Consider the following 14,357-nt stretch of genomic DNA (forward strand, 5'->3'; position numbering starts at 1 on the left):
ATCTTCTTTTGAAAAATCAATTGAATTGATGGGTTTTAAATAATCGCCAGCTAGATTTCATAACTACTTCTCTACTATTTTATGAACATTCTGGAAAGATTAAAACTTTTTAAATTCTATAATAGAATTATAGAATTTATTTAGAAATCTTAAATGCATAGCCATAGGTAGCTTCTGGTTTTAATCCATCACTGGGGAATTCTGGTAATTCAATAACTATATCCTCGCCATCTTGAGACCATTTTAAACTTTCTCCAGTATGCAGAAAGTTTACTTTAGCATTTGGTTTGGGTTTAAAACTTTTAATACGAAGTTTCTTTCCCGGCCATTTAGGGGTTATAGCGAAATATGCTTCCTTATTTTGAGTAAAGAATATTTCTTTTACTGCCTGACCTTTTTTTGGTTTTAGAGTTTGTCGAATAATATAATCTCCTCCAAGGTAGTGTTCGTTAGATTTAAACTCTTTGCTGCCATTAGACCATTGGAAAGATCCTTTCCAGGGCCTCGTTTTGAAAATAGCTTCTCCGTTTACGTCTAACCATTTACCCATTTGCAACAATCTTTCCTGCATAATAGGAGGTATTTTTCCCCGGGCATCGGGACCAATATTAAGTAATAGGTTCCCGCCAGTAGATACAATGTTAACCAGCATAAGTACTAAAGCCTGTGGCGAGTTATAATCCTGACTATCTTCATTTTGGTTATATCCAAAGGAAAAACCCATGCCACGAGTTTCTTCCCAGGGTCGGTCAAATTCTGGAGCTTCAGCTTCATATTCGGTAGTAAAGTAACCACCGTGATTTTTCCTAACGTTTTTGCCCCACCTATCGTTAACTACGATCGATTCTTTTACCTTAGATTCATTGAAAAGCCAGGCCAGAAGTTTTTTCGACTTCCATTGCGCTGCAGTTAGATCCCACTCTCCATCGCCCCATAGCAAGTCCGGCTCATAGGTTTGCACTAAATCTTTAACCTGAGGCAAGAAATGTTCCTCAACAAAACGTTCTTTATCGTTTTGCCACCAGGGATGATACCACTCATATAAAGAATAATAAACCCCCATTTTTAAACCAGCCGATTTTCGGATTGTGATAATTCTCCCACCAAGTCTTTTTTTGCACCTACTTCCATACTATTCCAGGGAAACCCTCTATCGTTGGCCTCTTTGCTAGGCCATAAGGTAAAGCCGTCGTGATGTTTGGAAGTTAGAACGACATACCGGGCTCCAGCTTTTTTGAATAAGGAGGTCCACTCATCAGCATCAAATAGATCGGCTTTAAACTTTTTTCCAAAATCATAATAGCTAAAATCTTCCCCATATGTTTTATTATGATAATTGTACACTTCTTTCCCTGTGAAACTTCCGTTACCAAAAAGTGTTTTTTCTTGCAGCCAGTATTGGTACCATTCCGAATAGGTGCCCTTAGGTGACCAGGCCGGTACTGAGTATGGTCCCCAGTGAATAAAAATACCGAATTTCGCATCTTGAAACCAGTCGGCAACTGGTCTGGAATCTAAGGATTTCCAGGTTGGTTTATAATGCTCTTGCGCCTGTACAGAAATCATACAGACGCTCAAACAGGCTAATAAATATACTAATACCTTTCTTTTCTTAATTTCTATCATCCTTAACTTTTTTACGACCTACATTTTAGAGAGTGAGGTAATCTGAATTAAACTGGTTTATGTAGAATTTATTAAAACACCGATGCTAAACCCTTTTAATTTATAGTTGGCATATCGGCCGACCTTTTGTGTCTCAGTACTTGCAATTAGAAATTAAAAGGATCGGAAAACAGCTTAAAATTAGTTGAAAAACAGGTGGGATTCCAGTTTATATTTTGCAAAGACTAATACTTTTTTAACTTATATACGGTTTGCGGTATGTGTTATTAGTCATCTATTTCCTTACAACCCAAAAGGTTTAATGAAAAAAGCATACTGTACCGTAACCTATAAAGCAGGAGAAGAATACTTGAACAAAACAAAAAGCATAGCAAAAAAAGTATCATTGTTAGTTAATATTAAGGTATATATTATCTAAATATTAACATAATTTGGCAGGTCGATTCTAAAAAATAGAAAGAACGCTTTCATTTCAGTAAGAATTCTTTACAGGATTTAGAAAGATAAACCATTAATCTATTTTCCTGTTATCTCGTATTCATCAGGAAATAGTCGTAGTCTAAATTTTAAGGATTAATTCGTTAAAAGAGGAGTGGTTTGCTATTAGGTAGGCGAGTGGCGTAATAATAAATGAAATTGTAATAGTAAGTCTTGTAGAGCTGAGAAAGATACAAAGTTTAAAATCAACAATATTATTGGGAGATTAACTTTGTTATTTTGACAAAGTTATTTCTAATAGCTATAAAACCAACTAGAGGAATGGGGTTCGCTCAATGTAATTTAGAGTAGAGCGTTAAATTAAATCTTAGATATGAAAAGAATCATAGTGTTTGTCCAGGTACTTAATACTGCTAGAGCTCAACAAGCTTATGCTTTTCCGATAAAGGGTTGAGTGAACAGTTTTAATCTATATTCGTGATGGAGGTATCTAAAACCAAAAAACTATAAGTTATGGTTGAAATATTTAAGAAAAAATAAAACATTAAAATGAAATTGAATTACAAAGCACTTCTACTGTTAATTTTCTTACCGTTAATTACTTTTTCCCAGGAAAAGAAGAAAACCGACAATGAACTTTGGTATGCACAACCGGCAACAGAATGGATGCAGGCTTTACCCGTTGGAAACGGTCGCCTGGGAGCTATGGTATTTGGCGATCCAAACCATGAGCGTATTCAGCTTAACGAGGATTCCATGTGGGCTGGAGCACCGCATTGGGACGATGCCAAAGGTAGTCCCGAAGACCTTGCGCAAATAAGAAAACTATTGAAGCAAGGTAAAAACCATTTAGTAGATAGCCTAATCGTCGAGCAATTCTCCTATAAAGGTACTGTACGTTCGCACCAGACCTTGGGAGACCTTTATATAGATTTCGATAGGGAAAAACAGGTGGAAAACTATACGCGGTCTTTAAGTCTGGATGATGCCCTGGCGAGCGTGAATTATACGTCTAATGGTTATGCTTATTCTCAAAAAGTATTTGCGTCCAAACCCGATGATGTTTTGGTTATTGAGCTGAATACCGAGTCGCCCAAAGGAATGGATTTTACACTGCGGTTAGATCGGCCCGACGATACCGGGCGAAAGACGGTGAAGCTTTCCAATCCTTCCAATACCGAAATAAGTATGCAGGGCACAGTCACCCAATTCGGCGGGAAGAAGTTTTCAAAACCTTTTCCAATAGATCATGGTGTAAAGTTCGAGACCCGGATTAAGGTTAAACACGAAGCGGGAACAATGACGGCCAAAGATGGCAAACTAATCCTAAACGACGTAAAGAAGGCTACTATATATCTTGTGGGAAGCACCTCGTTTTATCACGATAAGAATTATGTAACAGAGAATAACAAAACACTTTCTAAAATAGTTAATACCTCTTTTCAAGAACTATTGGAAAGGCATAAAAAAGATTATCAGAAATTATATAAACGGGTAGATTTCAGTTTAGGCGGAAAAGCAATGGATAGTCTTCCAATAGATGCCAGGTTGGAAAGGTTTCGGAGCGGTAAAGAGGATCCTGATCTTGCCGCCAAATTATTTCAATACGGAAGATACTTATTGATTTCCTCCTCCAGGCCTGGAACCAATCCCGCGAACCTACAGGGAATTTGGAATGAACATATAGAAGCCCCCTGGAACGCCGACTATCACTTGAATATCAACCTGCAAATGAATTATTGGCCTGCAGATGTTACCAACTTAAGTGAATTGAACCAGCCTTTTTTCGGTTTGATGGACAGGGTTTTTGAACGTGGAAGAATAACTGCAAAGAAACAATATGGTATAGATAGAGGAACCATGGCGCACCAGACCACAGATTTATGGGCAACAGCTTTTATGAGGGCCGAACAGGCCTATTGGGGTTCCTGGATACACGGGGGTGGCTGGGCGGGCCAACATTATTGGGAGCATTACCGGTTTACAAAGGATGAGGAATTTCTGAAAAACAGGGCATACCCAACCTTAAAAGCCCTATCTCAATTTTATCTGGACTGGTTGGTATGGGACGAAAAAAGTAAATCCTGGGTTTCTACTCCGGAAACCTCTCCGGAAAATTCTTATTTCGCAGAAGATGGAAAACCGGCCGCAGTTTCTTTTGGCAGCGCAATGGGGCATCAAATTATTGCCGAGGTCTTTGACAATACCCTGGAAGCAGCTAGAATTTTGAATATTAAGGACAACTTTACCCAGGAAGTTTTGAAGAAGCGTAAAGATTTGCATCCTGGGGTTGCTGTAGGAGACGATGGGCGTATCCTGGAATGGAACGAACCATATGAGGAGCCAGAGAAAGGTCATCGGCATATGTCACATTTATATGCACTGCATCCCGGAGACGCGATTACGGCAGCCGACCCCGAGGTTTTTGAGGCGGCACAAAAGACCATCGATTTTCGACTTGAACACGGTGGAGCAGGAACAGGATGGAGTCGTGCCTGGATGATCAATTTCAATGCGCGATTGTTAGATTCGGTTGCTGCTACTAAAAATATTAGGAAATTTCTGGAAATCTCAATAGCAGATAATCTTTTCGATGAGCATCCACCCTTTCAAATTGATGGTAATTTCGGTTTTACAGCTGGAGTTGCAGAATTATTACTACAGTCTCATGAAGCTTTTTTGCGATTGCTTCCGGCTTTGCCGAGTACCTGGAAAGATGGAAAAATCACCGGATTGAAGGCGCGAGGAAATGTGGAAGTAGCTATGGAATGGAAAGATGGAGAATTAGTGAAATTAGGTCTGCAATCACCAGAAACGAAATCTATTAAACTAAAATATCAAAATAAGAAAATAGAAGTTGAACTACCCGCTGGCAAAAAAGTTTGGTTTGATGGCGGTTTAAAAGAAGTTAAATAAACCTTTACCGGGTTTCCGGTTGTTAAATGGGGTGTTATATATTGAAAATGAATCTATTAGCTTCAAATGTTTAAGATGACTTCAGTATTTTGGTAATTGTTTTGAATAATCTTTAAAGAGATACTGAACTACTTATTAAGCAACGAAAACTTTTATGCTATTGAAAAATTTAATCTTTAAAGTCTAGACCGACTTGAGGTTACAGCGTTATAACTTTAGTTCAATAATAAAAAAAATCTTACAAGTTCAGTAAACCTTAATATTTTATTAAAGTTAGGTTTGTTTTTAGCAAAAAATAAACATAAGTTAGTAGTTATAAAATTATTAAAATAAATAATTGTTAAAAGGTTGCTACTTCGCTACCACTTTTGAATAAAATAAATTAACAGTATGAGAAATCAGTAGTTTTTTAAATCGCAACGGAAATTTTATTTACATAGCCCCCTAAAGTATCATATTGGATAAGTAAACTGGAATGTATTCTTTGGAAAAAATAAATTTTAAGTTATAAAGATAATTCTACCGGAATTTTATGGATAATTCAAATTTAGCGGATAAGGAACTGGCTGGTTTATTAAAAGGAGGCGATCGTTATGCCTTTAGAGCTATTTTTAATCTTTACGAAAAAAGACTTTATGCTTTTGTTTTTTCCATTACTAAATCACATTATTCCACGGAAGAGCTTTTGCAAGAAATATTCATAAAACTATGGCGGCAGAGAAAAAAAATAGACACATCTAAATCGTTTAACGCTTTTATTTATACTATAGCACGAAATCTTACCTATAATCATTTAAGGAAAATAGCTAATCAGGAGAACTTAAAACAAGAATTGTGGAAGAATATTTCCTGTATTAATGATGTTGAAGATCAATTAATATTTTCTGAGTATGAAGATATCCTTGAAGATATCTTAGCGAATCTTCCCCAAAAAAAACGTAGTGTATTCATATTATCCAGACAGGAGGGAAAAAGTAATCAGGAAATTGCAGATTTGCTTGGGATATCACAAAAAACTGTAAAAAATCACCTTTGGCAAACGCTAAAGCTTATTAAAACGCAACTACAACCACATCTCGGACTTCTTTTTCCTGCTTTTTTCTACTTTTTTATTTGAATTCCAGAACCACAAAATCAAATATTTAAAAATAAATCGATTTTGGTTGGGACTTTTTACTTTTCCAAGTGTACTATTAATAAAGGGGAGAGTAAAACCGCCAAATGACTGATAAAAAATATATCGATAATCTTTTCAATAAGCTGGTTAATAATCAGCTTACGGAAGAAGAGTACAATAAACTCATCAATATTATAGAAAGAGCTGATCACGAAGAAGAAATAAAGCAGTTCCTAGAGAAGTATCTTAAAAGTGAACAGGTTCTTAAAAATATTACTTCAGAAAGAAATGATGATGATGTAGAGAAACTATTCAGTAGGGTTATAGATGGCATAGAGGATGAAAAGAATGTTTTACAATCTAAAAAGTGGAATTTAGGGTTAGAAAAAAACACTACACACAAATATTATAGAGTAGCTGCGGTTTTAATCTTATTGGTAGGAGTGTTTTATTTTTTTAAAAATGACTTTATTCCATCTCAAAAGCCAGCCGTAGTAAACACTACTAATGATGTAGAAAACATCACGCTTAAATTAGCAAATGGAGAGGTGAGAGTTATTTCTCAAAGTGGAAAAAAAGACATTATAGGTGAAAAAGGTAGTCTGGTAGCTTCTCAAAATGGAAGACAGTTAAATTATGCTAATAAGAATGATTCTAAAGATCTTGTTTACAATGAGTTGTCGGTTCCTTATGGAAAACGATTTGATTTGGTTTTGGCAGATGGAACTCAAGTAACACTGAATGCTGGAAGTTCTATTAAATATCCTACTCGGTTTGCTAAAGCTGGAAATAGAAAAGTGTATTTAAAAGGAGAGGCATATTTTGATGTGGTAGAAGACAAAGTTCGACCATTTATAGTAAACACCGGCGTGATTGATGTTGAGGTACTGGGTACTCAATTTAATGTGTCCCACTATCCTGAAGACACACATATCAATACCGTTCTGGTAGAAGGTTCTGTGAAAATATATGAAGAAAACAATAAGGAAGATGAAACTTCTTCAAGGCTGCTTACTCCTGGGCATATGGCTGCATGGGACAATGAGAAGAAGAAAATGACCGTAGAAAAAGTAGATGTTTCGGCATATATCGCTTGGAAGCAGGGAGTCATGGAATTCAACAATATATCTTTTCATGAAATAAGAAAAAAGCTGGAGCGTCATTTCAATGTAGAAATAGAGAATAAGAACCAATTTTTAGAGAACCAGGTTTACACAGCTACTTTTAAAGAAGAAAGCCTCGAAGAAATACTAAATGCTTTTAGGGAAGATACGCCCTTTAAATATGAAGTAAGTAAAAATAAGATAGTCATCACAAGTAATTAATTTCAAAAAAATAAAAGGAATGAGATAAACCATTTAAAATGTAAGAGAAGTAAATCACTATTATAAAAAACCGGAAAATGTTGGCCCATTTCCCGGCTCAAAAAAGTGATTTAAGTAAAAAACGTTAAATCACCTAACCACTACAAAAGTATGAAAAAAAAACACCATCGGTGCAGGCTTTTTAAATCTGAAAAGCTACCTAACCTTAGTCTAAAAATGAAACTTACTACGCTTTTATTAATAATTTCATTATTTAAGATCCATGCCAATACCTATTCACAGAATAAAAAAATCACGTTAGACCTCAAAAATGCTACAATAGAGGAAGTGTTTCAAAGTATAGAGGAACGCTCGGAATTCAGTTTTTTGTACAATCAAAGTAAAATTGATATTAATCGAAAAGTGTCCTTGAATGTGCACAAAAAAACTATTTCTGATATTCTAGATTCTTTATTTTCAAGTACAGATATTTATTTTAAAGTAAAGAAGAAGCAAATTATCCTTAAAAAGGGAAAGCCTAAAGAAAAAATCATGCCGGCCACTACTAATGTAATTCAGGAAACGATCACAGTTACCGGCACAGTTACCGAAGCTGGTTCAGGAATGCCCGTCCCAGCTGCCAACATTTTGGAAGTAGGTACTACTAATGGAGTGATGAGTGATTTTGATGGTAATTATTCCATTGAAGTATCTGAAGGCGCCACCTTAAAAGTGAGCTATATTGGTTACGCTACTCAGGAAGTTGAAGTAAATGGTAGTAACGAAATCGATATCGCATTAGAGCAGGATGCCGCAGCTTTAGATGAGGTTGTTGTTGTTGGGTATGGGACCCAAAGTAGAGCAAATATAACAGGAGCTTTATCTTCTGTAAAAGCTGAAGATATTGTAACAGAAGGTGCTGGTACAGTGGAAAAGTCACTACAAGGTCGTATTCCGGGTGTGCAGGTGGAATCAGCAGGTGGTAATCCTGGTTCGGGAGTACGCATTCTTATAAGAGGAACAGGATCTTTTGGGAATAATGCTCCATTATACATTGTTGATGGGGTTCAGGTAGAGAATATTAACAACCTTGCACCAGGTGATATTGCTTCCATGGATATATTGAAAGATGCATCAGCTGCTGCCATTTATGGATCTCGCGCTGCTAATGGTGTCGTTCTGATTACAACAAAAACTGGTGAAAAAGGAGAAAATCGATTAAATTTAAGTGCTTATTATGGCGTGCAGAAAATTAGTGATAAGCTAGACGTGTTAAACGCGAAAGAATGGGCAATAGTTAGCAATGCTGCGCACGATAATGCAAATTTAGCTAGATTAGAAATTGCTGAAGAAGCTTTAAATAATGGTAAAGGAACAGATTGGCAGGATGAAATATATAGAGTAGCTCCTATGCAAAATTATAATTTATCAGCTAGTGGAGGAGGAGAGAATTTAACTTATAGTATATCAGGTAGTTATTTGGACCAGGAAGGTATTGTGGAAGAAACTGGTTATGACCGTTGGAACTTAAGACTCAAATCTACATTTAGCAAGGGAAGATTGAAAATTGGAGAGACCGTTATTCTCTCTAAAGAGAATTGGCAAAATATTTCTGATGGTTTTGGTGGTCAAGGTGGAAATCCCGTAGGTTCAGCTCCTAAAATGATACCTGCTTTTAGTGTTTATAATGAAAATGCTGTTGGTGGTTATGGCGGGGCATATGGTCCAGTTGTAGATGTCGCTAGTCCAGTAGCTCACCTAAATTTGGAAAATAATGAGTCACAAGCTAAAAAAGTGATTATTAATGCTTTTGCGGAGTTTTCTATTCTCGACGAACTAACTTATAAGCTTAATACGGGATACACCAGTGTTTCCCGTCACGATTATATTTACACCTATCCTTATGAGGTGGGAAGTCATTTTAGAAATTTAGACTCCGATTTATATGAAAGTAGAGGTGAAACAGTTAATAAGTTAATGGAGCATACTTTATCTTATAATCAAAAATTCGGAGATCATAAAATTGAAGGTTTGCTTGGTTATTCTTATCAAAATAATGAATATAGAGGGCTTACTGGAAGTAAGAGTGGTATGCCACCTGGAGTAATGGTACTTGATGGAGGAACCACAAATATAGCTTCGGGAAGTAACGCTTGGGAAAGCGCACTTATATCTTACTTTGGAAGGGTCGTTTACTCTTTTGATGATAAGTATATGGTGACAGGAATAATTCGAAGAGATGGCTCTTCTCGTTTTGGTAGTGGTAACAAATATGGTAATTTTCCTTCTATTGCTTTGGGATGGAATTTTTCAAATGAAGATTTTTTTAATTCGGAAGTTATTAATTTGGCTAAGTTCAGGACAAGCTACGGTGTCTTAGGAAATCAGGAATTTGCAGATTATCGATTTAATCCTGCAATTGATTTAAATACTAATTACGTGATGGGATCCGGACAGCAATTATGGCCTGGAGCTATTCAAACAGCGTTTGCAACACCAGACATTAAATGGGAAACTTCAAAAACACTTAATTTCGGTTTGGATTTAAGTATGCTGGATCATAAACTTGATTTTACTGCAGATTATTTTATTAAAAAAAATACTGATGTATTACTTCAGGTGCCTATTCCTTTATCCACTGGAGCTAGTGGAGATAGTCCTTTTATCAATGCTGGAGAGATTACTAATAAAGGATTTGAGGCCGTTTTATCGTACGGGAACGTTGTGAAAGATTTTGAATATCAAGTTACCGGAACTTTTTCTTCGGTTGATAATGAGGTAAATCAATTAGGTACTGGTTCCCAACAGATTTTTGGAGGTCAACCTACGCATCATGGAGCTTCTGCTACGGTAACCCAGGCAGGGCTTCCTGTAGGAGCCTTTTATCTAATAGAAACTGATGGTATATTTAATTCACAGAGTGAAATAGATGCTCATAGTGTCAATGGAGATCCAATCCAACCAAATGCCAAGCCTGGAGATATTAGGTTTAAGGATATGAATAATGATGGTCAAATTGATCAAAATGACCGTAAATATGTTGGTAGTCCAAATCCTGATTTTTCTTTTGGATTAGGCGGGAATTTTCGTTGGAAGAATTTTGATTTAAATCTATTTTTTCAAGGAACCAGTGGAAATAAAATTTATAATGGATTAAGACAGGATTTGGAAGGAATGAATTTAGAATATAACTATGCTAAATCCACTCTCAACGCCTGGACACCGGAAAACACGGAAACTAGTATTCCTCGAGCTGTTATAGACGATCCTAATCAAAATGCTAGAACTTCAGATAGATTTTTAGAAGACGGATCTTATTTAAGATTGAAGACCTTACAAATCGGGTATAATATTTCGAGTTCATTTCTAGAGTCAATCGAAGTGCAAAATGCAAGAATTTATGCAAGTGCAGATAACATATTTACTTTAACTAATTATTCAGGGTATAACCCAGACATTGGACGTGGTGGTTCTGTACTGGATAGAGGAGTAGATTTTGGACATATAGCCTATCCTTTATCTAGAACTTTAATGATTGGTATGGATATTACCTTTTAAAACTTAATTTTTAAAACTTTACAACTATGAAAAGATTCGTGCACATATATATATTGTTTATTTTATTATTCAGCGCCTGTACTGATGACCTTGAACAGTCTAATCCAAATGTAGTTACTGAAGAGAATTTTTGGGAAACTGAAGATGATGTTCTTTCTGGGTTAGCTGCAACATATAAAGTTCTTCGTGATGTAAATAATGGTTACTGGGGTGTGAGAGGAGTTGAATTGGCGAATGGTCGTGGAGATGATTTCTATCTTAGAAATGATGTAAGAGCCTTGTATCAGCTATCTACATTTACTAATGATGCTACAACTGGAACACCTGCAGCAATGTTTACTGGTTTTTATACTGGGATTTTTAGAGCAAATCAAATTATAGAAAACACGACCGAAATTGCATCGATATCGGAAGGTAAAAAGAAAGAACTTATAGCAGAAGCCAATTTTTTAAGAGCATTAAATTATTTTCATTTAACTATTAATTTTAAAAGCGTACCGATTATAACAACAGTCCCGGAAATGCGAGAAGATTATTTCGTTGAAAAATCTTCTGAAATCGAAGTGTGGGGTCAAGTAGAAAAAGATTTGAAGGTTGCAAAGGAAAATTTGCCAGAATCTTATCCAGAAGAATGGAAAGGTAGAGCTACTAAAGGAGCAGCAATAGGATATTTAGGTAAAGCTTATTTGTACCAAGAAAAATGGAGTGAAGCGGAGGCTGAATTCTCTTTACTTTCTGAACCTAATGGAAATTCCAAAGCACCATTTGATTATAACCTTTTGGATAAATATGGAGATAATTTTATTGCAGAAATGGATAACAATAAGGAGTCTTTATTTGAGATTCAGAATCAGGATGTTGGAGGAAGCGATCCTTGGGCGGGTGAGAATGCTGATGAATCACAAGGGGTTACTACAGCTCAAGAATTTGCGCCTCCAGAAGTTGGCGGATGGTTTGAGGCTTTTCCAACCAATAAAATTTTTAATGAATTCAAGAAAGAAAAAACAATTGATGGTGATTATGACCCTAGAATGTATGCAACCTTAATTTGGGATTATCCAGGTGCCACTTTTTACAATAAACCATTCTCTGAATTTGAATTACAATTTGGATTTAATTCCCTCATAAAAAAATACCAAAATTATAATGATGATAATGAAGGTATTTGGATATCTGAGATTAATGAAAAAGCTTTACGTTATGCAGATATACTTTTAATGTATGCCGAATCCCTAATTATGCAAGGAAAAACGCTGGAAGCTTATCCATTAATTAATAGAATCAGAAATAGGGCCAATTTAACTGATCTAAAAACTGGCTTAAATCAAGAGTCTCTTATGGAAGAAGTAAGACATCAAAGAATGATTGAATTTTTCAGGGAAGGTCTAAGATTTTATGATCTAAAACGTTGGGGACTTTTAGAAGAAGAGATACAAGATAGCGATAAAGTTGGACGAGAATACTTTAACCTATCTAAACACGAGTATTTTCCAATACCACAAAATGAATTAAACACTAATCCAAATATTGAACAAAACCCTAACTGGTAGTATTTTAATTAAAAAAGAATTAGAGTGCTACATAGCTATCGTTACTTGTACAAAGTTTACTAAAGTCTGATTAATTTGATTTTGAAAGTGTATTTTAATTATTATGGTGCTGATATAGGTAGCGAAACAACAATTAAATCTAAATGAAAACATTTATTGCTCTTTTTATTTTCCTCATTACCCTTTCATCTTGCAAAGCCCAGGATATAAAGAAGACCCCTTACAGCCTGTTCAACGGAAAGGATCTTACGGGATGGCATGTTGATGTTCCTGAAATGGATAGCAACCCACAAACAAAAAATCCTTTTATAGTTCGCGATCAAATGCTGGTAAGCCTGGGCGATCCCAGGGGTCATCTAATTACCGACAGTATTTACCAGGATTATAAGCTAGAGGTTGAATACCGGTTCTCTGGGGCGCCGGGCAATTGTGGCGTTCTGGTACATGCATCCACTCCAAGAGCCTTGTACAATATGTTTCCAAAATCTATTGAGGTACAAATGGAACATAACAATGCAGGAGACTTTTGGTGCATCGTAGAAGATATTGAAGTTCCTAATATGGAAGAACGACGTGGTCCCAGGAAAGATTGGGGCGCAACCGAAGGTAAAGAACGAAGAATAAAGAATCTTACCGATGACTCTGAAAACCCACTTGGGCAGTGGAACACTATGGTAATTGAATGTCTGGCGGACACTATTAAAGTGTGGGTGAATGGGGAATTGGTAAATAAAGGTTTTAATGCTACCGCCAAAAAAGGTCATATTGCCCTTCAGGCGGAAGGTGCAGAAGTGGAATTTAAAAAAATAGAAATTACTCCCTTATAATCCAAATTCTAAAGTTTTAATATTCAAATAATGAGAATTACATCAAACTTATTTATTTTGCTGTTTCTTTTGCAGGCGCCGGTAGCTTTTACACAGGAGGTGGGAATTGAGGATTACACCCAGGAAATAGCAGGATCAGATTTAATCATTGAAATGGTATCCATTCCCAAAGGCACTTTTACAATGGGAAGTCCGAACGATGAAACATATCACAATAAAGATGAAGCACCTTCACATAAAGTGACAATTGATGCTTTCTTAATGTCAAAATATGAAATCACCTGGGATTTGTATAATTTGTTCCTGAATCGAGCTATAGATACTGTAGAGAATACCACTAAATCTTCCCAGGTTGAGGTTGAGATAGATGCAGTTTCCGGGGCCACCATTCCTTATGTAGATATGAGTTTAGGTATGGGGACCGGTGAAGGTTTGCCGGTTGCCAATGTCACCCATCATGCCGCTTCTAAATTCTGTGAATGGTTATCAGCTAAGACAGGACATTTTTATCGATTGCCTACAGAAGCCGAATGGGAATATGCCGCACGGGCGGGCACTACTGCCGCTTTTCATTTTGGGGACGATGAGGAGATGCTGGGGGAATATGCCTGGTATTACGAGAACAGTGAGGACACTTACCATAAGGTAGGGCAAAAAAAACCGAATCCCTGGGGACTTTATGATATGTATGGAAATGTAGCGGAATGGACCCTGGACCAATACCTGCCGCAAACCTATAAAACTAGAAAAGCAATAAGCAACAATCCAGTGGTATTTCCGGTAAAGGAATACCCACGATCTGTAAGGGGTGGCTCCTATTATGATGATGCCCGGTATCTTAGGAGTGCCGCTCGTTTAGGTTCTACGGAAAACTGGAAAATGCGGGACCCACAATTCCCTAAGAGTAAATGGTGGAATACCGATGCTCCTTTTGTGGGCTTTAGAATCGTAAGAGTAATAACTCCGCCGAAAGAATCTGATTATAAAAAATACTGGGGTTCGAAAGCCCCATAACCTGAAA

The 14,357-nt window shown here is 36.5% G+C and carries 8 protein-coding genes and 1 pseudogene; 7 read left to right on the forward strand and 2 right to left on the reverse strand.

Features of this window, described 5'->3' with window-relative positions; all coding sequences use genetic code 11:
- Positions 1-136 precede the first annotated feature (136 nt).
- Both BUA71_RS17990 and BUA71_RS17995 read right to left on the reverse strand, forming a co-directional pair.
- Positions 137-571 carry an alpha-L-fucosidase C-terminal domain-containing protein gene (locus BUA71_RS17990; RefSeq protein ID WP_394333530.1) on the reverse strand — a complete coding sequence of 145 codons (435 nt, stop codon included), beginning with the start codon at positions 569-571 and terminating at the stop codon, positions 137-139.
- Between the two features lie 9 nt (positions 572-580).
- Positions 581-1,626 (reverse strand): annotated as a pseudogene (locus BUA71_RS17995) (alpha-L-fucosidase); the annotation flags it as partial.
- Positions 1,627-2,613: 987 nt separating this feature from the next.
- Between BUA71_RS17995 and BUA71_RS08520 the strand changes: the two are divergent.
- The 7 genes from BUA71_RS08520 to BUA71_RS08550 all read left to right on the forward strand — a co-directional run bounded on the left by BUA71_RS08520 (position 2,614) and on the right by BUA71_RS08550 (position 14,350).
- Positions 2,614-4,980 (forward strand): glycoside hydrolase family 95 protein, encoded by a 2,367-nt coding sequence (locus tag BUA71_RS08520; protein ID WP_072878652.1) that lies wholly within the window; start codon positions 2,614-2,616, stop codon positions 4,978-4,980.
- Between the two features lie 532 nt (positions 4,981-5,512).
- Positions 5,513-6,097: an RNA polymerase sigma factor gene (locus BUA71_RS08525; protein ID WP_072878653.1), complete on the forward strand. Its 585-nt coding sequence runs from the start codon at positions 5,513-5,515 to the stop codon at positions 6,095-6,097.
- Positions 6,098-6,201: 104 nt separating this feature from the next.
- The gene (locus tag BUA71_RS08530) at positions 6,202-7,422 is read left to right on the forward strand and encodes a FecR family protein (RefSeq protein WP_072878655.1); all 1,221 of its coding nucleotides are present in this window, start codon (positions 6,202-6,204) and stop codon (positions 7,420-7,422) included.
- A 150-nt stretch (positions 7,423-7,572) separates the two neighbouring features.
- Positions 7,573-10,959 (forward strand): TonB-dependent receptor, encoded by a 3,387-nt coding sequence (locus BUA71_RS08535; RefSeq protein WP_083572062.1) that lies wholly within the window; start codon positions 7,573-7,575, stop codon positions 10,957-10,959.
- Between the two features lie 26 nt (positions 10,960-10,985).
- On the forward strand, positions 10,986-12,509 hold the full coding sequence (locus BUA71_RS08540; protein WP_072878657.1) for a RagB/SusD family nutrient uptake outer membrane protein: 1,524 nt from the start codon (positions 10,986-10,988) through the stop codon (positions 12,507-12,509).
- Positions 12,510-12,652: 143 nt separating this feature from the next.
- The gene (locus BUA71_RS08545) at positions 12,653-13,336 is read left to right on the forward strand and encodes a 3-keto-disaccharide hydrolase (RefSeq protein ID WP_072878659.1); all 684 of its coding nucleotides are present in this window, start codon (positions 12,653-12,655) and stop codon (positions 13,334-13,336) included.
- A gap of 30 nt (positions 13,337-13,366) precedes the next feature.
- Positions 13,367-14,350, forward strand: a complete 984-nt coding sequence (locus BUA71_RS08550; RefSeq protein ID WP_072878661.1) for a formylglycine-generating enzyme family protein — start codon at positions 13,367-13,369, stop codon at positions 14,348-14,350.
- The last annotated feature ends 7 nt before the right edge of the window (positions 14,351-14,357 follow it).

It is taken from the genome of Salegentibacter echinorum, from assembly GCF_900129445.1.
Taxonomy (GTDB): domain Bacteria; phylum Bacteroidota; class Bacteroidia; order Flavobacteriales; family Flavobacteriaceae; genus Salegentibacter; species Salegentibacter echinorum.